This is a genomic window from Nostoc sp. (assembly GCF_036916985.1).
Taxonomy (GTDB): domain Bacteria; phylum Cyanobacteriota; class Cyanobacteriia; order Cyanobacteriales; family Nostocaceae; genus Nostoc.
Map to the genome: position 1 here is coordinate 105,090 of NZ_JBALFD010000092.1, position 21,060 is coordinate 126,149.

The following is a 21,060-nucleotide window of genomic DNA, read 5'->3' on the forward strand; positions in this document are numbered from 1 at the left end:
AAAAACTTTGGCTTTCTACGTATTTCCTAGATAATCTAAAGTTTTGGAACAGGTGATACTTACGGTGAGATACGCTAACGCACTTCATAAAGCGATCGCAATTTGAGGATATCTTGCCATTCGAGATCAGTGAATGGTTGGGTAACTAGTTCTATACCAAAGTACTGTTTTGCCGTCTCTGTCAACGTATCCACAATCTTGACAATCCAGCCATCCTCTTCCTGCGTGTTACAAAGCGAGGTATTCCACGGTGCAGGTTGTTCAAAGATTTCCTCAAATAAACCTTTGTCTGTAGACAAAATCATCGAGCCGTGTTGAAGAATGGTATTTTTCCCCTTGCGTTGGGCGCTACCAATAAATTTACTTCCATCGGCAGTAACTAAGTCAGCTGCGGTTGCTGTATTGAAACAACTGGGATTATGAATGTAACCTCGTCCAGCAGAACCATAATTTAACTCACTACCCAAGCTTTGCCAGCCTTGGATTAAAAAGTTACAAATTTTTTCATAAGTACCCCAGCTTTTTCCAGTACTAGCTGAGGTAATTAGGGTGTAGCTTAAGTCTCCTTGGTGGAGAACAGCTCTACCTCCTGTTGGACGACGAACTAGATCGAGTGCCTGTCCTTGGTAAATCAGATTATGCCACTGGGTAGGCCATTGTTTTTGCAGATGTCCCAAAGAGAGAGTGTATGGACACCAGGTATAAAAACGCAGAGTAGGCGGATGCTGCCCCTTTTCATATTGGTTGAACAACCAAGCATCGATCGCCATTTGCACTGCTCCTGATGTCTGAAGCATTGGGATGAAACGCCAGGTGGATGGTGATTCGGTTGCTAGTTGTTTCATCTGTTTCGGACTCTGGAAAGATATTGAAGAAGAATTCAGGAGCGGAGCCGAAGGCGTTTCCGTTAGCTCCGGATCAAACCCTTTCTCCCCCTGCTCCCTGCCCCCTGCCTTTTTCCAACGATAATTATTTACGCCCACCTACTTATCACGGCACATAGTTCACGTTTCCCCACCAACCACTACATCTCGAATTCGGAGACTAGGGCCACCACAACCTACTGACAAGCCGTTTTGTCCTCCTTTACCACAACCGCCGGATTCATCCCAGTAGAAATCATCACCAAGAGCCTCAATATCCGCTAATGTTTGGAATACATTTCCCGAAAGCGTTACATCCCGCACTGGTTCAGCAATTTTGCCGTTCCGAATCATCCATGCTTCCCCAGCGCTAAAGGTGAACATTTCTCCATTGGTCATCCCACCTAACCAATTACGGGCATACACTCCTTCTTTGATATCAGTAAATAAATCTGCAACTGGTGTTTTACCCCTTTCAATCCAGGTATTTGTCATCCGCACAATGGGAGTAAAGTGATAGTTGAGACAACGAGCGTTACCCGTAGGCGCTTCCTCCAATTTGCCAGCAGTTTCACGAGAATGTAAACGTCCAACTAAAACCCCATCTTTAATTAGTTGAGTAGTAGTAGCAGGTGTACCCTCATCGTCATAAAAATAGCTACCGCGATGTCCCTCTGGAGCCGCGCCATCAAAAATTTGAAGTTCTTCTGGGCCAAACCGCCGTCCAATGGTCATAACTTCCAGCAGATCGGGGTTTTCGTAAGCCATATCAGCCTCAGAAAGATGTCCGAAGGCTTCGTGGACGAATAAACCCGTGAGAATTGGGTCAATGACTACAGTGTAAGTATTGCCTTTTACTGATGGCAGAGATAAAGCAGCGATCGCTCTTTGAGCAGCACCTTTTACCTGTTCATCCAAATCAGTTAAATCTTCGTAAGCTTTGCGAGAGCCAGTAGTTTCTCGTCCAGTTTGGACAGTTTCGCCATTTCTGGCGGTGGCGGCAAAGCGCATTTCCATATCCACCCAAGATTGCTCGATCAAAGTACCTTCAGAGGTAGCAATGATCACTTTTTGGGCGCTGTCACCGTAACGTACCGAAGTAGTTGTAATCCGCCGATCAACACTTTTGAGCAATTGGGCATAGCGATCGCACAACTGTTTTTTCTGTGAAAGTGGGATATTTCGGGGATCTGAACCTTTTAGGGGGAGAATGCACACTGCTTGCACCGGGTCAATGGGCGCAAGTAAAGTTTCTTCATCACCAACCATCCGCGCAGCTGCGATCGCTTCTTCAATACGATCTTTGATTGTCGCCAGTTGGTTAAAGCAGCTTAACCCCCATCCGCCTTTATAACAAGCGCGAATATGACCACCAATGGAGATGCCTTCACTGAGAGTTTCTACCTTGTCGCCACGCAACAAGATATCAGTCCCTTCTGCTTCTTCAAGGCGAATCATTAGATAATCTACACGCCCACTGTAGCGGGCGATGAGGTCAGAAAGTAAATTTTGAGCGTCAGCAAGTGTAGTCGGCATTTCCAGGTAGTCACATGACGAACTGCATTTATTTTGCAATTATTTGGGGAATTTCTGCTAATTAATATTATGAGGGATTGGGGAATGGGGACTAGGGACTAGGGACGCAGAGTGAAAATTCCTCTTCTCTGAACCCTTTCCTCCTCTACACCTGTAACTCTTCAGACCCCGTACCCAGCCCCCAAATCCCAAATCCCCAGTCCCCAGTACCCAATCCCCAATCTTTAGTTACGGTGGGTAAGAACTGAATGATGTGCTAAGGTAATCATGTGAGAATAAAATTCGGTTGCAGTGTTTGTTTTTAGTATTGACAGGCTTTTCCCTTTTGGTCTTAACAAGCTTGTCTCCGAAATCTAAATCTCTACACACCTATGATTTTGGAGATAACGCATGTCAATTTATGTAGGTAATCTATCCTACGAGGTCACACAAGAAGACCTCAATTCTGTTTTTGCCGAACATGGTACTGTAAAACGGGTTCAGTTACCTACTGACCGTGAAACAGGTCGTCCACGCGGCTTTGCTTTCGTAGAGATGGGCACAGAAGCAGAAGAAACAGCTGCCATTGATGCTCTTGATGGTGCTGAGTGGATGGGACGTGACCTTAAAGTGAATAAGGCTAAACCCAAGGAAGATAGAGGTGGTTCTTTTGGTGGTGGAAACCGCGGCAACAGTGGTGGTGGCGGTGGATACAACAGAAATAGTCGCTACTAAACTTTAAAGATCGCTTTAAGATCAAAAATTAAGTTTTAACGTCTTAAGGGCAGAATCATTATCTGCCCTTTTTGCACTCTGGTCTATTTGATGGCGTGGAGGAGGCAGAAGGCAGTCCATTAGTGTCAACTTAACGTGAAACCGCTTGTCCGCCGGGAATTGAAATTCCCGTCTCATAGCTAAAGTCATCTGAAGATGACTAAATATCACCAAAAATCTCCAGTCTACTTCAGTAGACTTTAGCTAAAAGCCCGGGAATTTATTCCCTGGCGGGCATGGAAGCCAACAGATAAGCTATTTCCAGCTTAAGTTGACACCAATGGAGGCAGTCCCTATGAAACAAGTTTCAAAAGCCTTGAATGAAAGAATAACTGGGGACTGGTATTTTTACTCAGCACGGGCTAAACGCCCCGCTACCGCTAACAGCACTCAGCACTTTCAAGGCCTCCTGCCTTTCTTATTATGCCCAGTACCAATTAAGTAGGAGATGAAAATGACACAAGTATTTGTGGGTGAAAATGAAGGAATTGAGTCAGCCTTGCGTCGATTTAAGAGGGAAGTTTCCAAAGCAGGTATTTTTCCAGACATGAGAAAGCATCGTCACTTTGAAACGCCTTTGGAAAAACACAAGCGCAAAGAAGTCGCAAGGCACAAACAACGCAAAAGAAATTTCCGTCGTAATTGATTTGATCGTTAGCGATAGATACGCTACGCTAACGCACTTTCTCATTAGATTCTTAGCTGTCGAAAAGGCGATCGCTGGAACCCATTCGTCACGAATTTTCCATTCCGGTAAATTGAAAAGTCCCAACGATAGAGTGCAGCAAAGAAACCGAGATGTTTTTAGCTTTGTTTAACCAACATCGAGCTGCTCAGGCAAGTGTTGACGCACAAGAGATGCTCCGCTGTTGAGCTAGCTCAAATTCACAGGTATTTTTCCATTACATAGTTTTGAAACCAAACTCCCCGCAGTTCTACTTGCTGTTCCCTGACTACGCTAAATCCTTTGTTTTCAAAAAATGGCTTCGCAGTAATACTCGCTTCTGTATATAGCCGTTTAATTCCTTCTAATTTTGCAGTATCTTCTATATGAATTAAGAGTTTTGAGCCAATACCCTTTCTTTGGTATTTGCTATGGCAATAAAAACAATCAATGTGACCATCTGGTTCTAATTCTGCAAATCCAACTATCTCACCATTATTGTCAGCAATATAGGGAAGCTTGGCTTGTAATCTTTTGTGCCAAACTTCATAATCCATATTTTCGGGTGCCCAAGTATTGACTTGTTCTTGAGTGTAATCGCAAATATTGATTTCATGAATTGTATCATAAAACAGTTTCATGATTGCCTTGGTATCAGACAGTCTATATCCTCTGACTAACATATTGAAGCCTAATTTTCATAAATCTCTAATGGCAAATTATCAGGGTCTTTAAAGAAAGTAAATTTCTTACCTGTAATTTCATCAACTCTGATATTCTCTGTTTCTACACCTTGCGAGTGTAAGTAAAAAACAGTTTCCTCGATATCATCAACTTTAAAAGCAAGATGTCTTAAACCACAAGCCTCTGGACTACTAAATCTTTGCGGAGGATTTGGGAAAGAAAATAACTCTATTTGAGCATTTTCTCCAACTCGTAAATCTAGTTTATAAGAATTTCTCTCGGCGCGAAAAGTCTCTTGAATAATCGAAAATCCTAAAATTTCAACATAGAATTTTTTGGAGCGATTATAGTCAGAGCAAATAATAGCTACATGATGAATGCCAGTGGTTTTCATGTGTAATTCTCAAGCTATTGGCGTGGCAATTAAAAAGGCTTATAGCTTTCTTAAAACTTTATATTTAATAAGCTTTATATTGAAATAATCTGGATTTCCGTTACTCGGTGCATTGGTTTGGTTGGCTTTTCAGTGGTGATCAGTTGATCAGCTTTAATCTGCACAGCAGCAGCCACATGAAGTGCATCCATCGCAGCTAAACCGTAAGTACAAGCAATTTGATCAGCATTCTGTAAAATTTGCTCTAAGTCAGTTGGCCAGTGGATGACAGCACTAAAAAATGTTTCGTAAAATTCTGCTTCGTCTTGTTGCTTATTAAAAGTTGCTTTAGGCAAGACTTCTAACTGAAACGTTGCTACTTGAGGCAAACTCCAGATTTTCATCGTTAAGAATTTGATTCGCTCTGATGCTGATTGACTGAATGCCACAGAAAGCGCTGATCAGTACACCAGAGTCTATGTAAGTTTTCTTAAGACTCACGGAATCCACCGCGACGTGCAGCAAGTTCAAGTTCAATTTCGTCTTCGTTGAGAAGTTGCAATCCAGCAGCGATCGCTCGTTGTTGGATCGACCATAATTTTTTGGCTAAGGGTGTTTGTGGCACAAAATCAGATTCGGGGGGTGTTGTTTCTGACTCCGATTTAAGTAGTTCAACAAACTCCAAAACTTTTTGTTGCTTTTGGGGTGTGAGTTCTCGCCAGTGTTCAAGTAGTTCAACTTCATTACCCATAATTACAACGCTCGTGAATGATTTTTCTATTTTAGTGGCAGAAACCTTATTTCCTGTTCTCTGCTATAAAATTTTGCTTGGAGTAGAATCGTCTTTTATCAACTTGGCATGAAACAATATACATTGACGATGATTTTCGCAAGGAGCTAGAGTTACTTCCATGAAATTAGATCGCATTACCAGCAATCTCAATCGCATGAATGGACAACCCTCTATTCGTAATCTTCGGCTTACCGTTCGTCGGGTGATTGAGTTATTAGCTACCTACCCTAATAGTGAAGAATTGCTTCAGGAGTTTCCCGAATTAGAAGATGAAGATATTCAGCAAGCCTTAATTTTTGCATCGTCCTACTTGAGCGATCGCTATTCCTGTGAGTCGTGATAGGCGATCGCCTCAATTATCTATCTGCTAAAGGCTTTGCGGTATGCGATCGCATCAACAATCTATCTTTTAAAGGCGATCGCTATTCCTGTGAATCGTGATTTTTAGGTGATCGCTCTTTTGCTCTTATATATATCGTATATTATGTATTGGAGCCTAGATCAAATGTCTAGACTTTTAAACTTCATGTAATTACTACAAGAATTTAACCGTGATTACAAATGCTAGTAGCCTTACCCTTGGCGCTCTCCGTCAAACTTTTGGCTTGAGACTCGACTCTAGCGATCGCTTTTTTGATGAATGGTTAAATAATGCGCCGACTCTAACCGAAGCGGAACTACAAGGACTAGATCGCCTCACTCGAAACTATAACTATCTCAGTCAAGAAGAACCACCTCTCGAAGAAATTGTTAAGCTTGTAGTTATATCACCATTGCTAGATTTAGCAGGTTTCTATCAGTTTCCTTTTTTGGTAAAAGCAGAAGTAAGTACCAATATCGAAGTTGCAGACGAAGCTAATGCTATTGCAGTTCAAGGCAGGATTGATATTTTGGTGATTCAAGATAGTTTTTGGATTTTGGTAATCGAGTCAAAGCCTGCAAGACTAGACGTTACGGCGGGAATTCCCCAAGCACTTACTTATTTGTTGAGCGCTCCCAACTTACAGTCAAGTTGTTATGCAATGGTTACAAACGGAAGAGAAGTATTGTTTTTGAAATGCGATCGCCACCAAAATGTCCCTCAATATACTAGATCCAATACTTATCGGTTACTTGAAAATACATCAGAACGTATCCAAGTTTTGCAGGGACTTAAACAAATTGGGGCTTATATTGGCGATTTGAGGAGTTAGGCGATCGCTATTCCTGTGAGTCATGATTTTTAGGCGATCGCATTAATAAAAAACCTAAAAATCAGATAATTACGGTGAATAACAATCAATTTGGTGCGTTACATTGCATTAACAAACCCTACAAGATCGGCTACTCAGGGGAGTAATGATTGCGATCGCAAATGGTTTACTCGTCTGGTTGTGGCGGGTATCATTTACACTCAGCTACAGGAACTGAACCTCAAGTATCCTACGGTCAGTAAAGAGCAACATCAGGAACTTTTAAATGCGAAGGAAATTCTGGAAAGCCAGAAAGAAGGATGAGAATTGGTTGATTTTAGCCTCAAGATTCACAGTTCTGTGATTTCACAGTCTAACCATCCGCCGCAGGTAAGCTTTGATTTATAACCGATCATTTTTCGGCGATCGGCGTGCATGGGCGTTGTTGTACTGCAACAAGCTCAGGAAAGCTCAATTCCAACAATAGCATTTTTACCTGGCTGGGTCTTTGCGAGCTTTAATGCCAAATATACCTCTTGAAATGATCGCCCATAGCCAATTGAACACGTTAGTCCAGGTGTTAATTGTGAATACATAGCTTGCATTTCCAAAAGCATATCTTCTTGAAGATTTCCCTTGAACAGAAGATCGTCACCTGCCTCAAATACAACTGCATTCTTACCAAGCTTATCAGTAACAAATTTAGAGATTTTTGAAATTGCATTCGCTACATCTTTACTCAATTTCCGAAAGCTAGATTCATCGCTACAGGAAAGAAAAAGTTCTTCTAATATCTTTCCTGTATCGTCTCCATCCAATCCATAATATAAGGTGTCTCCTGGTGCTATATCAGCATACGTTAACTTTTTTATATGCATCGGTTCTCTAGAAAGCTCACCACTTGATAACAAAGGATGCACAATATCCGTATAAAATTCAATAAAAGGAAAAGCCATTTTGACAGAAAGCTCCGCCTTGAACTTCTCCAAGTCAGTTAAAAGCTTACCTTTATGCGTGGAACTATTTCTCAAGTACAAAATAAAATCATTGAACTTGCTAAAAAACTCTATATCAAAGTCAGACGGCGCATCTTTTTCAATTTTGGCTTGAATAATTTTGAGCTTTTGTCCAAAAGTTTTGCGATCTACTCCATCAGGAGTATCAGCCAAGATAAATTTGCTCACCAGAAGGCGAATTAGATCCTCCACACTTGCTGAAATTGACGAAGCGGCTATTCGATATATAGCATTATCTTTGCTTTGATCTCCTTGTAACTTTAACTGAATAGAATGACCCAAGTTATCCTTGAAAAACTCTCTATCAGAGGAACTTGAATCTATTGCTACATACTTATTAGTATGAGATTCTATAATTTTCCTGTAGCGTACCATTTCTGACAGATTTAGATAGGCTATGCTATCAAGTCTAGTGCTATCAGGGACTGGAGTATAGCAGGATAGCAAAATATCAGTTGGCAGAAAGCCTCTTTCTTCAGTTAGTGCAAACAACTTGGCAACATCGATCGTGTATTGATTTTTTACGTCAAGAATATAAGAAGCTATTGAGAGTAAGTTTTTCTGCAATGAAGTTCCATTTGTGATGTCAACAATAAGGTTTGATCCATTTGGAATACCCTTTAAAATAAACTCAATATAATCAACGAATCTTTTAATCGAGTCATCTTCTGCTGTGATCTCAACAATTTTATCGACAAATAATTCTCGGCTTACACCATTTCCCTCTGCATGATCTACCCAATTTTCATTACTCTTTAGTTTGGCATAGGATTCTCTTGAATGGACAACAAATATATTTGTTAGACCCTGCTCAAATATTTCCTCAGCCTTAGCGTTAGCTGCGATTACAGAGTTTGCAAATGTAAACTGATTAGTGTTGCCGAGAATGAGCAGGGTTGTCATATTTATTTAATTACTTATGAAGTACTTGTTAATAAAATAACTCAACTAAATAGAGAATGTAGAAGATTTTTAAGCTTGCTAAATAAGAAATTACAGTCATTATCCTTAACATTTTATGCTTGGTTATGAAATTTAGGATACAAGTGTCTGCAAGCCTTAATTTTAAAGGAAAAATCCGGTTTTTAATTGAAATAATAGCATAACAACTACCGAAGAGCCATACTTATACAAGATGAATATTACATAAATTGTCAAATAAAGAAACCAATAAGTGTAATAACAAAGTTTTTGCACGGTAACATCCCTGAATAGAGCTTTATTTGGCAAAATACAACCTTGTAGAGTGTCCTAGCGGAGATTAACGCACAAATAATTAGCATTAAGTAAAGTTTGGGTGCGTTACATCGCATTAACAAACCCCACAAGATCGGCGATCGCAGGGGAGTAATGTATTGCGATCGCTATTATTATGAGTCGTGATTTTTAGGCGATCGCTTCAATTATGTAACTGCTAGAGGTTTTGCTGATAACTTAAGAACAAGGAAATAGGCGATCGCGTAACATAGAATTATAACTGACTTCAAAACAGCAAATTATATGCTAGAAGCAAATATACGCGACAACCAAGAGCTTTCTCAGCTAATCCAACAAGCCAACTCTAAGAGGTTGTTTGAAAAGTGTCAGCTTGAGCCTTAAATGCAACTCAGAGAAGCGATCGCAAGTTCCACAACCCTCATTCTCTCGTTCAACTTCTCGATAGCTAGAGTAGTCAAACATACGTTAGATGACTTTTCAAACATCCTCTAAGCGAGAAGCGATCGCCTTAGTCCAAGAAGGGCAACCAAAAGCAGTGCTGTTAAGTTTCATCAGAGGTTTGACTTACTAAATTGGCTTGTTTATTTAAGTAATTCACGCATTTATTTTGGTGTATCGTTTATTTGTAGTTAATTAATTCTGCTTAATTTTTGCATCGTCCTACTTGTGCGAATTCAAAAAAGTTACTATTCCTGTAAAACAGTCTTTGATACAATCCTAGTTTTCTTGAGGTCTGCTTCCGAAAGTTCTTCTCCAGCTTGCAAGCGGGTGGCGGAAGTTTGCAACACTGTCGCTGCACCTTTATCTCCAATTTGTAAAGCAGTTTTAGCAGCCGTTTGCAACATCGTGGCTGCACCAGTGCGATCGCCTTGTTGCAATTTCGCCTCAGCTAATTGGGTTTGACGATACTTTGCTAATGCTAAAATAGACTTCTGTACCTGGGAATTAGATGTCGGTTGATACGCCCGCACTACATCTGCATACACTGGCATCAAGGGCGAAAGTAAGCCTTCTTCGTTAACCAACGGGTCATCATAACGAATTTGTAGATGAGCGATCGCTTGTTTCCCTTCTGGAAATTGTCCCAGATAAATGTTTGCCAAAACTACCCGTTCTACATCCTGCATCAAATCTCCTAAACGCACAGCAAAGCTACCATCAGCTTCGGGTTCCACTGGTAACTCGATTGTGTCCGGGGCAACTTGGGCAATAGGTTTTAATTCTGCTAGCCGGACATTGGGAACTAAAGATAACAACAAGTAGGCATTAGTTAGCCCAATTGACTGAATTCGTCCAAACAGTCGGCTAAATTGCTCTACAGCTTGTTCAGGATGTTCAATATGAGCTAAAGTGCCACCACCGACATCGGCAATTTTTTCTAGCAAATCTTGATTCCAGCTATTGCCAAATCCGAAAGTGTTGATAGTTAGGTTCAACTTGGCAGCCTTTTGCGCCAGTTTAAGACAGCGCTTATTGTCATCTCGCCCAATATCCCACTTCCAAATTCGCAAACCGCTTTCACCATGCCCATCCGTCAGCAGAAACGCCTGGGAAACAGCGCCTCTTGTGCCTTTCATCAGTTCTGTAATTCCCAGTTCTAAACCCTCAGCGATCGCAGTGCCGCCGCTAGCAGTCAGTTTGCTTTTTATTTGAGATTTGATGCTTTCGGGGTCTTCGATCGCTTGGTTGGGGATAATGACTTCCGCAGTGCCGGAAAAAGCCACAACTGAGATGCGATCACCTACTTTTAAGCGATCGATTAATCCTTCCACCGCCTGAATCACCGTTTTAATTGGGTGTCCATGCATGGAACCACTTCTATCCAAAATCAAGCAGAGATTAAGGGGGAGATTTTGATCGGACTCACCAGCGATCGCAAAAATTGTAATTGCTAGTTGACGTTGGCTACTTGTTTGAGCCACATCAACATTATTGTCATTTAACGCCGAGAGCAATTTAACTTTCATTGGGGAGGGGTATCTTGCAAAATTGTTTTGGAGACAATTCTGGTTTTCTTGCGATCGCTTTCAGATAAATCTCCACCAGATTGCAGTTGGGTGGCAGAAGTTTGCAACACCGTCGCCGCCCCAGTATCTCCCATTTGCAAGGCAGTTTTCGCAGCCGTTTGTAACATCGTCGCCGCCCCAGAGCGATCGCCCTGTTGTAATTTCGTCTCGGCTAGCTGGGTTTGGCGATACTTCGCTAATGCTAAAATAGAATGCTGCACCTGGGGATTCAGGTCTGCTTGGTAATTTTTGACTACATGGGCATAAACTGGGATATTTGGTGTTACTAAACCTACTTTGTTGGCGGCTGGGTCATCGTAGCGGACTTGCACATTAGCGATCGCTTGTTCACCTGTTGGCAATTGTCCCAAATAAATATTAGCTAAGATTACCCGTTCTGCATCTTTCATTAAATCTCCCAACCGCACAGCGAAACGTCCATCAGCTTCTTGTTGCAGTGGTAACTCAATTGTGTCTGGGGAAACTTGAGCAACTGGTTTGAGTTCCGCTAGCCGGACATTGGGCATTAGAGAGAATAACAGATAAGCGTTAGTCAATCCTACCGTTTGAATACGGCTGAACAGGCGATTAAACTCTTCCACTGCCTGTTCAGGTTTTTGAATATAAGATAAAGTACCTAAACCAGCATCAGCAATTTTTTCTAAAACATCTTGGTTCCAATTGTCACCAAATCCCAAAGTGTTCAAAGTCAAATTATAGCTAGCAGCCAATTGAGCAAATTTTAAACAGCGATTGTTATCACCGTGTTCATTTTCGCCATCGGTTAAGAGGAAAGCTTGGGAAACAGTATCTTTTTTGCCCTTCGCCAACTCCTCAATCCCCAAGCGCAGTCCTTCATCAATCGCAGTTCCACCATCGGCAGCTAGGCGATCAATTTGCTGTTTGATTTTCTCTGGATCTTCGATCAGTTGACTGGGTACTAAGACTTTGGCACGGTGATCGAAAACTACAACACTAAGGCGATCGCCAGGATTGAGTCTATCTACCAGACGATTCGCTGCTTTTTTGACCGTTTCTAGCGATCGCCCGTTCATCGAACCACTATGATCGAGAATTAAGCATAAATTCAGGGGCACATGGCGATCTTGAGTCTCTGCGATCGCCGAAATTGAAACTCCTAACTGACGCTGACTGTTCAGTTGATTCGCGTCCAAATTACCATCATTCAAGGCAGGCTGCAAGCTAACCTTCATAACTCAAAGTCCCTATTCAGGATATACATATTAAAAAATAACTTCAAAGCACTACTTTAACTCTACGGAAAACCTATCTAACACAAATACACTAATATAATCAGAATATCTTAGAAGCCAAGCATTGGCAGATGCGAAGCCGCCTTGAGTATTAGGGAGAAATCCGCACCTTGAGGGAGGCGTGCATCGCGCTAGGATGTATTACAGTTAACGGCATAGTTTCAGGCGATCAGTTGCTATGGACATTTCCCCAATTAAGGCTGTTCAAGCCCCATATTACGGCGATAACTTTTACCGGACACCGCCGCCAGATTTACCTTCCCTTTTATTGAAGGAGCGAATTGTCTATATTGGGATGCCACTGGTGCCTGCTGTCACCGAATTAATCGTGGCCGAATTGCTGTTTTTGCAATCCGACGACCCCGACAAACCGATTAAAATCTATATCAACTCCACCGGTACTTCGGGTTACAGTGGCGAACCTATTGGCTTTGAAACCGAAGCCTTCGCCATTTATGACACCATGAAATATATCAAGCCTCCTATCCACACCATCTGCGTCGGTTCGGCGATGGGTATGGCAGCAATGTTACTCAGTGCTGGTACAAAAGGTTGCCGCGCTAGTTTGCCTCACTCCTCAATTATCCTGCATCAGCCCAAGAGCTACGCCCAAGGTCAAGCAACGGATATTCAAATTCGCGCCAGAGAAGTTTTGGTAAATAAAGGGGCGTTAGTTGATATCTTACATCGCACCACTGGACAGGCTCCAGAAAAAATTACTAAAGACATGGATCGGCTGTTGTATCTAACACCTTATGAAGCGAAGGAATACGGACTAATTGACCGAGTTTTTGAAAAAGAAGAACTCGCAAATCCCCCACTTCCTGCCAGTGTTCTTTAGCAGTGCTGAGTGCTGAGTAGAGACGCGATTAATCGCGTCTGTATAGGAGTTATGAGTTATTTCTAACTCTCTTGCCGCCCCAAATTATTAAAAACGGAGTAAGTAAGTTATGCCTATAGGCGTTCCTAAAGTTCCTTACCGGATGCCCGGTGGACAATATACAGATTGGATTAGCATCTACGATCGCCTTTACCGGGAACGGATTATTTTCTTGGGGCGAGATATTGATGATGAAATCGCCAATCAAATTATTGCTGTAATGCTGTATCTGGATTCAGACGATCCAGGTAAAGATATTTATTTATACATCAATTCCCCCGGTGGGATGGTTACATCTGGCATGGCGATTTTTGACACCATGCAACATATCAAATCAGATGTAGTAACTATTTGTGTAGGTTTAGCTGCTTCAATGGGGTCTTTCCTGCTGGCAGCTGGTACCAAAGGCAAACGGCTAGCATTGCCTCACTCACGGATTATGATTCACCAGCCTTCAGGTGGTACCCGTGGACAAGCAACCGATATCGAAATTGAAGCTAGAGAGATTCTACGAATTCGTCACCAGCTTAATGGTATCTATGCCGATAAAACAGGTCAGACCATAGCAAAAATTGAAAAAGATATGGATCGTGACTTTTTTATGTCTGCCGAAGAAGCAAAAGAATACGGTTTAATCGACCGTGTGATTGAAGAACGAACCTCGGTAATAACTGGGGAGTAGGGAATAGGGAGATGAGGGAGATGAGGAAGCAGGAGGAGTAGGAGGAGTAGGGAAAGAATTCTAAATCCCAATCCCCAATCCCCAGTCCCTAGTCCCCACTCCCTTCTTTAAACAAACTGTCAACATTGAACTTTAAAAAAGCAAATTAGCCCTTATTATTGATAGTTCAGGCATAAAGCTGATAGCTGATAGCCTCTAGGTGGATATTCGATAGCTCATAGCTCAAGATGGATCTTGGAGATTGCTACCGTTTATTGGGTTTAAGATCAGGAGCTTCTTTTGCTGACATTAAAGCGTCTTATCGACGACTGGCGCAGCAATATCATCCCGATATCAACCCAGATGACAACAAAGCCAAAGATAAATTTATTGCCTTAACAGAGGCTTACAAACTCCTGCTGACAGTAGTACTGCCAGAGGAGACTGCTGCACATTCAAGTCAGGTGTCAACATCTGGGCGTGATGATGCCAAGGCAACGCAACGGCAGAAAACACCAGTAACAACGGTGACAAGCCAAGAATCAGGAAAACCAAAGCCGCCGAATCTGTTGGAAATAGAAGAACGCCTGAAGTGGAAGACTTATGAGCAATTGCAGCGATTTTTGCAAGAAAGACGATTTCCCCAAGCGATCGCCCTGGCGGAAGCTTTAGCAGATCGATTGTCAACAGATGCAGAAGTTCGCCAATGGCTAGCGATCGCTTATCAAATTTGGGGACGGGCGTTAATTTCTGAAAAACAACTACTTAAAGCCAGAATTTATCTCAAAAAAGCTCTGAAGACAGACCCCCATAATAAAAGTCTCTGGTATGAAGTCCAGCGCGATTTTCAACGTTTAGAACAAATTTTTTAATTTGTCATTAAATATCGCATCGCCAAAGTTTAATTGTCATATCTCGACTACCACTAACAAGAGTTTTGCCATCGGGACTGAAGGCGATAGAGTTAACCCAATCTGAATGGTTATTCAAAGTGTAAAGTTCTTGTCCAGTGCTAAGATGCCACAACTTGACAGTATGATCTGCACTACCACTAGCAAGATGCTGACCATCTGAGCTAAAAGCGATCGCACAAACATGGCTACGATGTCCGGCAAATGTGTTAATTAGCTTACCTGTATTGATGTTCCATAACTTGATAGTCTGGTCATAACTGCTACTAGCTAAAATTTGTCCATCAGGACTAATGGCGACACAAGTCACCCAACCTGAATGCCCGTTCAAAGTTTGCACCAGTTTCCTACTCTTCAAATTCCAAACCTTAATGCTATTGTCTGCACTACCACTGATTAAAATCTGCTGCTTTGGGCAAATGGCAAGGGAATGAACCAAGTAAGAATGCCCCTTGAGGACTTGCAGTAATTGTCCCATTTTTATATGGGAAACCTTGATAATAGTATCTCTACCACCACTCAGGACAGTCTGACCATCTGGACTAATGATTACAGAAAAAACTGGGGTTGAATGTACTTTGAGTGTGTTGAGTAATTTACCTGTAGACACTTGCCAAATCATCATACTACTATCATCACTGCCACTAACCAAAGTTTGGCTATCTGGGCTGTAGGCTAGGCATCTTACCCATTTTCTATGATTTGTGAGAGTATGTAGTAATTTATCTGTGTCGAGATGCCAAATCTTGATAGTATTATCACTACTTCCGCTAGCCAAAATTTGCCCATCTGGACTGATTGCAGTTGTAAAAACCCAGTTTAGATGAGTCAGGGTATGTACACATTTCCACGGTGAAGGTTGAGGTTGTGATTCAGGTGACGTTTGTGGTGGCGATATAGTTTCAGGTGTTGGTGGCTTTGGCGGTGGCGATGTAGGTTTGGGTGGTGGTGGTGGCGTCGCTGGTTTTGGCGGTGGTGATGTAGGTTTAGATGCTGCTTTTTTCTGTTTCAGTTCCAGTTGTATAGAATTTTTAAAATCTGACTCGGCTCTATTTTCATATCCTAGTTTCGAGCAAGCAAGACCTCGGTATTTATAAGCTTCAAAGTAGTTGGGGTTAAGACGAATCGCTTGGGTAAAGTATTCTATTGCTTCAGTATATTTTCCTCTTTGAGCTTTCTCCATGCCCAGTTTGTAGAAACTTTCAGCATTGGATGGAGTTAAATCAATTTTGGTAAAAGTGGAAGCAGATTTATTTGTGTCATCTGGCTGATAAGACTTTAACTTTGCATAAGCTTGATTGATTTCTTTGATTTTTTCTTCCGCTTCTAGCTTTTGCTGCGGTTCAATAAAACAATCTGGATGCCAAGTCTTAGCCATCTGGCGGTAAGCTTGCTTAACCTCATCAACAGATGCACCTGGTTTCAACCCCAGGATATTGTAAACATGATTGATGTCAAAGCGATCGCTCATACTAGGAAATCAGCAGCAAATCTAACTCTACTTAGTATTCCCAGGTATAAGTATTAATTAACTCCAGGTATAGTGCTGCTATCTCCAACGCCGATTTAGCCGCAGTAAACTTTTTATCCTCTGACAAAATCTTTCTAGCAAAGGTCTAGGTTTTGATACATATCTAGGCGATCGCGATACACGCGCAGCACCCGGATTTCTTAACTGTTCTTCTATTTGTGCAGCTTTATTTAAATCTGAAGCGGCTCTGTATTCGTATCCTAGTTGAGAACAAACTAGCCCCCGATACTTATATGCTTCAACATAGTGAGGATTGAGACGAATTGCATGGGTAAAATCTGCGATCGCATCTTCATATCTTCCTCTAGTAGCATTCTCTACCCCTAAAGTATAGAAAGTTTCTGCATCCCAACGATTGACAGATATTTTTGGGGGATTTTTAGGCGAAGATGAAGAAGGATTTTCAGGAAGGGGAGGCTCAGATGGACTTTCCGATTTGAGCTTGTTGTAAGCTGCATTGATTGATTTAATTTTTTCTTCAGCTTCCTGCTTTTGCTTTTGGTCAACAAAGCGATCGGGATGCCAAATTTTTACCAGTTTACGGTAAGTTCGCTTCACCTGTGCTTGAGAAGCACCGGGTTCTAGCCCAAGAATTTCATAAGCATCATTGATATCGAAGCAATCGCGCATACTGAAAAAATCGGCAACTATATCTATGTTAACTATTCCCCTAAATTCTCTCCAAACCCCCCATTCTGGTTATCACTGGGATGACACTAGTCGCCGCTTCTTTGAAGGCTGGTATTACCGCGTTACGCTACCGGAAATTGGACAAACATTCGCCTTTATGTACTCCATTGAAGACCCCATCGGCGGTAAACCTCACAGTGGCGGTGCAGCCCAAATTCTTGGCCCGAATGATGAATATTTATGTCGTACTTTCCCTGATGTGAAGAAATTTTGGGGTAGTCGGAATGTCCTGGGTTTAGGTCATTGGGGTAAAACAGATTTACAAGTTTCTCCCCTATACCTGCTACCAGGACAGTTTGAGCATCATGTTCAAGAAGGCTATCAAGCTACTGCCACCTTGAATCAGGGAATAATTCGCGATCGCGCCACTAATAATTATTGCCGTTGGCAGTATGAAATTCAACCAGTATACGGTTGGGGCAATCAAAATAGCATTCAGCAATCAACCGCAGGCTGGCTGTCATTCTTGCAGATTTTTGAACCAGGATGGCAAATTTTGATGGCTCACGGTTTAGCCAGCGGAAAAATTGACTGGAATGGTAAAATTTACGAATTCACAAACGCCCCAGCCTACGGCGAGAAAAATTGGGGTGGTGCTTTTCCGCAAAAATGGTTTTGGATAAATTGCAATTGCTTTGCAGGCGAACCCGATTTAGCCTTAACTGCTGGCGGTGGACGGCGGGGTGTCTTGTGGTGGATGGAATCTGTAGCGATGATTGGCTTGCACTATCAAGGCAAGTTTTATGAATTCGTTCCCTGGAATTCCCAAGTAGATTGGGAAATTCAGCCTTGGGGTAGATGGCAAATGAAAGCTAGTAACTCCAACTACGAAATTGAATTGACAGGAACTACCCATCTGCCTGGTAAACCTTTACGTGCCCCCACAGCAGAAGGTTTAAAATACTGTTGCCGAGACACCATGCAAGGAAAACTAAATTTAGAATTACGAGAACTAAATGGGAGAAAATCTAAAATAATTCTCAAAGCAGAAAGTTTTCTGGGTGGTTTAGAAGTAGGCGGCGGCTCTTGGGATAATTGTTGGCAATCTCGCTAAAACTACTGCTACAATTATATATGCTTCGTAGTTGGGGTTGTAGCTCAGTTGGATAGAGCGGACGCCTCCTAAGCGTCAGGTCGTGCGTTCAAGTCGCACCAGTCCCGTTTTCTTCAGGCGATTATTAATATATATAGCTATATAAGATTCGTAGGGTAGCATATAGCAGTTCCCACTCAGATGCGGTACAAAATTATATCGCAAGTAGGGGCAATTCATGAAGATTGGTGTCAATTTAACGTGAAAGTAAGTCTAGAACTAGCTTTTAGATTGCCTCGTTCCCAGTCTCCGACTGGGAATGCCCGTCGTTGAGGCTCCGCCTCCCTTACTGGCGGCAGAGCCACCAGGAGCAGCATTCCAGCCTCCGGCTGGAAACGAGGTTTTAAAGGAGTTTCAGCTTAATGTTGACAGCAATGTTCATGTAATTTGCTCCTACGGGTGTACGTAACTTACGTGAACGAGAACGGCTATAAGTAACTGTGCTACCCTACCTTGTGGCTCATTGAAACGAGAAGCACTATATAAAGTGGTTACAACCCTTTGATGAATCGTCCGAGACAGGTTAGGATAATCCATCAATTAGAGGAAAAACTTCAAGCACGCTTAATCGCGCTGCAAGACAAAAATCAACCAAATTTATATTTGGGCAGATCCTTTGGAAGTTTGCTACTCTACTATCAATTGTTTTTTCTTCTAGTCAGAGAAAATTTTGGACTGAGTAAATAAAGTTATTGAGCCTTGAATAAGCTAATCTTTACGGGTAAATCTTTTCGTTTTACGGCTTTTGCCCTACCGCTAATCATTTGGTGGGGATACAAAGAAGTACAAAACCAATTTGTGCAGCCGCAAGCAGTTGTAGTGTTGGGTGGTTCAACGAAACATTTAGAGCGAGAGAAGTTTACAGCAAAATTCGTTCGCGAGCATCCAAATATACCAATTTGGATTACAGGCGGTAGTCCACGTACATTCACCCAACGAGTGTTTACCAAAGCTGGTGTCGATCCTAAACGTTTACACTTGGATTACGAAGCAGTAGATACAGTTACTAATTTTACTACGTTGGTGGATGATTTGCAACGTCGTGGCATCAAGAGTGTTTATTTGATTACTTCAGACTTCCACATGCGCCGGGCCTGTGTCATCGGCGAAATTATTTTGGGTAGTCGGGGTATTTATTTAAAACCGGTGCCAGTTCCTTCAGAAAAACCTCCTGAATCTATCGAAAAATCTGTTCGTGATGGGGCGAGAGCGATACTTTGGTTGGCAACTGGTTACACTGGCGTTGATGCCGCTAAAAATAAACGGTAAATCAAATGAATTTTGGATTTTGGATTTTGGATTTTGGATTTTAAAATCTTCTGAATCTCAAGATTTATCGCTTTAAAACGATGCAAAATATTCCAATTTGGTGGCATTTAGGGAAATTTGGATGATCTTGACCTAAGTAAAGACAAGCAAAGAAACAGAACATATAGCATTACTAAATCATTCGTGAAAAATTAGATCCCAGACTTCTTTAAAAAGTCGGGGATCTGGAAACCACGAATTTTCAAAAATTCAGATAGGATTGCTATAATGTCAAGATTATTAGCATCAACTTAGTCAAACAAATAAACAACTTTTCCTCATTTGCTTCCTTGGTGTGTATTTTGCATCCACCAAAGTTTTGAGCCGCAGCTTAGACAGTTCGGAAATGTCTAGTGTAGTTCAGGAAAAAAACGCTCCAACTCCCCCCACAATTTGATACCCTAGCTTAAACAGATTTGAGAAGATTTAAAGCGTGGAAATTCAACTTGGGCGGGGAAAAACAGCTCGCAGAGCTTACGGAATAGATGAAATAGCTCTAGCCCCCGGTAACAGAACACTAGACCCTAGTTTGGCAGATACTAAGTGGCGTATTGGTAATATTGAGCGAGAAATCCCGATAATTGCCAGTGCAATGGATGGCGTAGTAGATGTTCGTGTAGCTGTACGTTTGTCACAGTTAGGAGCATTAGGAGTCCTCAATTTAGAGGGGATTCAAACTCGCTATGCTGACCCAGAGCCAATATTAGATCGAATTACCTCTGTAGGGAAAGATGAATTTGTTGCCTTGATGCAAGAACTCTATGCCGAACCAATAAAGCCGGAATTAATTGAACAACGTATTCAGGAAATTAAACAACAAGGTGCCATTGCAGCGGTAAGTGCAACTCCAGCCGGTGCAAGTAAATACGGTGAGGCGGTGGCAAAAGCTGGGGCAGATTTATTTTTTGTCCAAGCTACAGTCGTTTCTACTGCACATCTTTCACCAGAGTCTTTAGTACCACTTGATTTAGCAGAGTTTTGCCGTTCCATGCCCATCCCCGTGGTGTTGGGGAATTGCGTAACTTACGAAGTTACCTTGAATTTGTTGAAAGCTGGGGCAGCTGGGATACTAGTGGGAATTGGGCCAGGTGCGGCTTGTACTTCTCGTGGGGTGTTAGGTGTGGGTGTGCCACAAGCAACTGCGATCGCTGATTGTGCCGCCGCACGAGATGATTACTACAACGAAACTGGTAACTATATCCCGATTATTGCTGATGGCGGTTTAATCACCGGTGGCGACATTTGCAAATGCATCGCCTGTGGTGCCGATGGTGTGATGATTGGTTCCCCCTTTGCCAGAGCCACAGAAGCCCCAGGGCGGGGATATCATTGGGGTATGGCGACTCCTAGCCCTGTCTTGCCCCGTGGTACCCGCATTCGCGTTGGCAGCACTGGTAGCCTAGAGCAAATACTCCTTGGGCCAGCAGGACTAGATGATGGCACTCACAACCTTGTAGGAGCCTTAAAGACGAGCATGGGTACCTTAGGAGCGAAAAATATTAAAGAAATGCAGCAAGTCGAAGTTGTGATTGCGCCTTCCCTATTAACCGAGGGTAAAGTTTACCAAAAAGCTCAACAATTAGGTATGGGTAAGTAGAGGGAGTGGGGAGATAAGGGAGCCGGGAAGAAGCAAG

General features: G+C 42.2%; 25 protein-coding genes and 1 tRNA gene. 14 read left to right on the plus strand and 12 right to left on the minus strand.

Translation table 11 applies throughout. The features are described 5' to 3' along the window. Positions 1 to 74: 74 nt before the first annotated feature. Positions 75 to 845 carry a lipoate--protein ligase family protein gene (locus tag V7L07_RS29900; protein WP_335062899.1) on the minus strand — a complete coding sequence of 257 codons (771 nt, stop codon included), beginning with the start codon at positions 843 to 845 and terminating at the stop codon, positions 75 to 77. Between the two features lie 159 nt (positions 846 to 1,004). Beyond that, positions 1,005 to 2,399, minus strand: a complete 1,395-nt coding sequence (locus V7L07_RS29905; protein ID WP_335062901.1) for a TldD/PmbA family protein — start codon at positions 2,397 to 2,399, stop codon at positions 1,005 to 1,007. A gap of 390 nt (positions 2,400 to 2,789) precedes the next feature. Between V7L07_RS29905 and V7L07_RS29910 the strand changes: the two genes are divergently transcribed. The 3 genes from V7L07_RS29910 to rpsU all read left to right on the plus strand — a co-directional run bounded on the left by V7L07_RS29910 (position 2,790) and on the right by rpsU (position 3,798). Next, entirely contained in the window at positions 2,790 to 3,113 is a 324-nt protein-coding gene (locus V7L07_RS29910) for an RNA recognition motif domain-containing protein (RefSeq protein WP_179064326.1), read from the plus strand. Between the two features lie 334 nt (positions 3,114 to 3,447). After that, positions 3,448 to 3,597, plus strand: coding sequence for a hypothetical protein (locus V7L07_RS29915; RefSeq protein WP_335062903.1), 150 nt, complete (start codon positions 3,448 to 3,450; stop codon positions 3,595 to 3,597). A gap of 9 nt (positions 3,598 to 3,606) precedes the next feature. Further along, on the plus strand, positions 3,607 to 3,798 hold the full coding sequence (gene rpsU / locus V7L07_RS29920; protein ID WP_094333031.1) for a 30S ribosomal protein S21: 192 nt from the start codon (positions 3,607 to 3,609) through the stop codon (positions 3,796 to 3,798). A gap of 239 nt (positions 3,799 to 4,037) precedes the next feature. Here rpsU and V7L07_RS29925 read toward each other — a convergent pair whose 3' ends face one another. The 4 genes from V7L07_RS29925 to V7L07_RS29940 all read right to left on the minus strand — a co-directional run bounded on the left by V7L07_RS29925 (position 4,038) and on the right by V7L07_RS29940 (position 5,624). Then, positions 4,038 to 4,457, minus strand: a complete 420-nt coding sequence (locus V7L07_RS29925; protein WP_335062905.1) for a GNAT family N-acetyltransferase — start codon at positions 4,455 to 4,457, stop codon at positions 4,038 to 4,040. Between the two features lie 50 nt (positions 4,458 to 4,507). Next, positions 4,508 to 4,894: an SMU1112c/YaeR family gloxylase I-like metalloprotein gene (gene gloA2 / locus V7L07_RS29930; protein ID WP_335062907.1), complete on the minus strand. Its 387-nt coding sequence runs from the start codon at positions 4,892 to 4,894 to the stop codon at positions 4,508 to 4,510. A gap of 74 nt (positions 4,895 to 4,968) precedes the next feature. Beyond that, positions 4,969 to 5,277 carry a nuclease gene (locus V7L07_RS29935; RefSeq protein ID WP_335062908.1) on the minus strand — a complete coding sequence of 103 codons (309 nt, stop codon included), beginning with the start codon at positions 5,275 to 5,277 and terminating at the stop codon, positions 4,969 to 4,971. 86 nt (positions 5,278 to 5,363) lie between these two features. Then, the gene (locus V7L07_RS29940) at positions 5,364 to 5,624 is read right to left on the minus strand and encodes a hypothetical protein (protein WP_335062910.1); all 261 of its coding nucleotides are present in this window, start codon (positions 5,622 to 5,624) and stop codon (positions 5,364 to 5,366) included. Between the two features lie 160 nt (positions 5,625 to 5,784). Here V7L07_RS29940 and V7L07_RS29945 point away from each other — a divergent pair, with 160 nt between their 5' ends. The 3 genes from V7L07_RS29945 (at position 5,785) to V7L07_RS29955 (ending at position 7,162) form a co-directional block, all read left to right on the plus strand. After that, on the plus strand, positions 5,785 to 6,006 hold the full coding sequence (locus V7L07_RS29945; protein WP_335062911.1) for a DUF433 domain-containing protein: 222 nt from the start codon (positions 5,785 to 5,787) through the stop codon (positions 6,004 to 6,006). 211 nt (positions 6,007 to 6,217) lie between these two features. Next, positions 6,218 to 6,859 carry a type I restriction endonuclease subunit R gene (locus V7L07_RS29950; protein ID WP_335062913.1) on the plus strand — a complete coding sequence of 214 codons (642 nt, stop codon included), beginning with the start codon at positions 6,218 to 6,220 and terminating at the stop codon, positions 6,857 to 6,859. A gap of 93 nt (positions 6,860 to 6,952) precedes the next feature. Then, positions 6,953 to 7,162 carry a hypothetical protein gene (locus V7L07_RS29955; protein ID WP_335062986.1) on the plus strand — a complete coding sequence of 70 codons (210 nt, stop codon included), beginning with the start codon at positions 6,953 to 6,955 and terminating at the stop codon, positions 7,160 to 7,162. 137 nt (positions 7,163 to 7,299) lie between these two features. Here V7L07_RS29955 and V7L07_RS29960 read toward each other — a convergent pair whose 3' ends face one another. The 4 genes from V7L07_RS29960 to V7L07_RS29975 all read right to left on the minus strand — a co-directional run bounded on the left by V7L07_RS29960 (position 7,300) and on the right by V7L07_RS29975 (position 12,292). Further along, positions 7,300 to 8,757: a mCpol domain-containing protein gene (locus V7L07_RS29960; protein WP_335062915.1), complete on the minus strand. Its 1,458-nt coding sequence runs from the start codon at positions 8,755 to 8,757 to the stop codon at positions 7,300 to 7,302. A 639-nt stretch (positions 8,758 to 9,396) separates the two neighbouring features. Then, positions 9,397 to 9,534 (minus strand): hypothetical protein, encoded by a 138-nt coding sequence (locus tag V7L07_RS29965; RefSeq protein ID WP_334764441.1) that lies wholly within the window; start codon positions 9,532 to 9,534, stop codon positions 9,397 to 9,399. Positions 9,535 to 9,758: 224 nt separating this feature from the next. Then, a complete protein-coding gene (locus tag V7L07_RS29970; RefSeq protein WP_335062917.1) occupies positions 9,759 to 11,039 on the minus strand; it encodes a vWA domain-containing protein in 1,281 nt (426 codons plus the stop codon). After that, entirely contained in the window at positions 11,036 to 12,292 is a 1,257-nt protein-coding gene (locus V7L07_RS29975; RefSeq protein WP_335062918.1) for a vWA domain-containing protein, read from the minus strand. Before V7L07_RS29975 ends, V7L07_RS29970 begins: the two co-directional genes overlap by 4 nt. 238 nt (positions 12,293 to 12,530) lie before the next feature. Between V7L07_RS29975 and V7L07_RS29980 the strand changes: the two genes are divergently transcribed. From V7L07_RS29980 to V7L07_RS29990, 3 genes are all read left to right on the plus strand, one after another. Beyond that, complete coding sequence (locus tag V7L07_RS29980; protein WP_292732139.1) at positions 12,531 to 13,193, plus strand: ATP-dependent Clp protease proteolytic subunit; 663 nt, start codon at positions 12,531 to 12,533, stop codon at positions 13,191 to 13,193. Positions 13,194 to 13,302: 109 nt separating this feature from the next. Further along, positions 13,303 to 13,914: an ATP-dependent Clp protease proteolytic subunit gene (locus V7L07_RS29985; RefSeq protein ID WP_334696314.1), complete on the plus strand. Its 612-nt coding sequence runs from the start codon at positions 13,303 to 13,305 to the stop codon at positions 13,912 to 13,914. A gap of 227 nt (positions 13,915 to 14,141) precedes the next feature. After that, positions 14,142 to 14,765 carry a J domain-containing protein gene (locus tag V7L07_RS29990; protein ID WP_334708850.1) on the plus strand — a complete coding sequence of 208 codons (624 nt, stop codon included), beginning with the start codon at positions 14,142 to 14,144 and terminating at the stop codon, positions 14,763 to 14,765. A gap of 7 nt (positions 14,766 to 14,772) precedes the next feature. On the opposite strand, the gene V7L07_RS29995 is transcribed toward V7L07_RS29990, so the two are convergent. Together V7L07_RS29995 and V7L07_RS30000 are read right to left on the minus strand one after the other, a co-directional pair. Beyond that, positions 14,773 to 16,275, minus strand: coding sequence for a DnaJ domain-containing protein (locus V7L07_RS29995; protein WP_335062921.1), 1,503 nt, complete (start codon positions 16,273 to 16,275; stop codon positions 14,773 to 14,775). Between the two features lie 78 nt (positions 16,276 to 16,353). Then, positions 16,354 to 16,965 (minus strand): J domain-containing protein, encoded by a 612-nt coding sequence (locus V7L07_RS30000; RefSeq protein WP_335062923.1) that lies wholly within the window; start codon positions 16,963 to 16,965, stop codon positions 16,354 to 16,356. Positions 16,966 to 16,990: 25 nt separating this feature from the next. Here V7L07_RS30000 and V7L07_RS30005 point away from each other — a divergent pair, with 25 nt between their 5' ends. From V7L07_RS30005 to V7L07_RS30025, 5 genes are all read left to right on the plus strand, one after another. After that, positions 16,991 to 18,079: a tocopherol cyclase family protein gene (locus V7L07_RS30005; protein ID WP_335062925.1), complete on the plus strand. Its 1,089-nt coding sequence runs from the start codon at positions 16,991 to 16,993 to the stop codon at positions 18,077 to 18,079. A 33-nt stretch (positions 18,080 to 18,112) separates the two neighbouring features. Further along, positions 18,113 to 18,186 (plus strand) — tRNA-Arg (locus tag V7L07_RS30010). 73 nt (positions 18,187 to 18,259) lie between these two features. Next, entirely contained in the window at positions 18,260 to 18,391 is a 132-nt protein-coding gene (locus tag V7L07_RS30015) for a hypothetical protein (protein ID WP_335062926.1), read from the plus strand. Positions 18,392 to 18,817: 426 nt separating this feature from the next. After that, the gene (locus V7L07_RS30020) at positions 18,818 to 19,387 is read left to right on the plus strand and encodes a YdcF family protein (RefSeq protein ID WP_334708495.1); all 570 of its coding nucleotides are present in this window, start codon (positions 18,818 to 18,820) and stop codon (positions 19,385 to 19,387) included. A gap of 472 nt (positions 19,388 to 19,859) precedes the next feature. Next, a complete protein-coding gene (locus V7L07_RS30025; protein WP_335062928.1) occupies positions 19,860 to 21,023 on the plus strand; it encodes a GuaB3 family IMP dehydrogenase-related protein in 1,164 nt (387 codons plus the stop codon). The last annotated feature ends 37 nt before the right edge of the window (positions 21,024 to 21,060 follow it).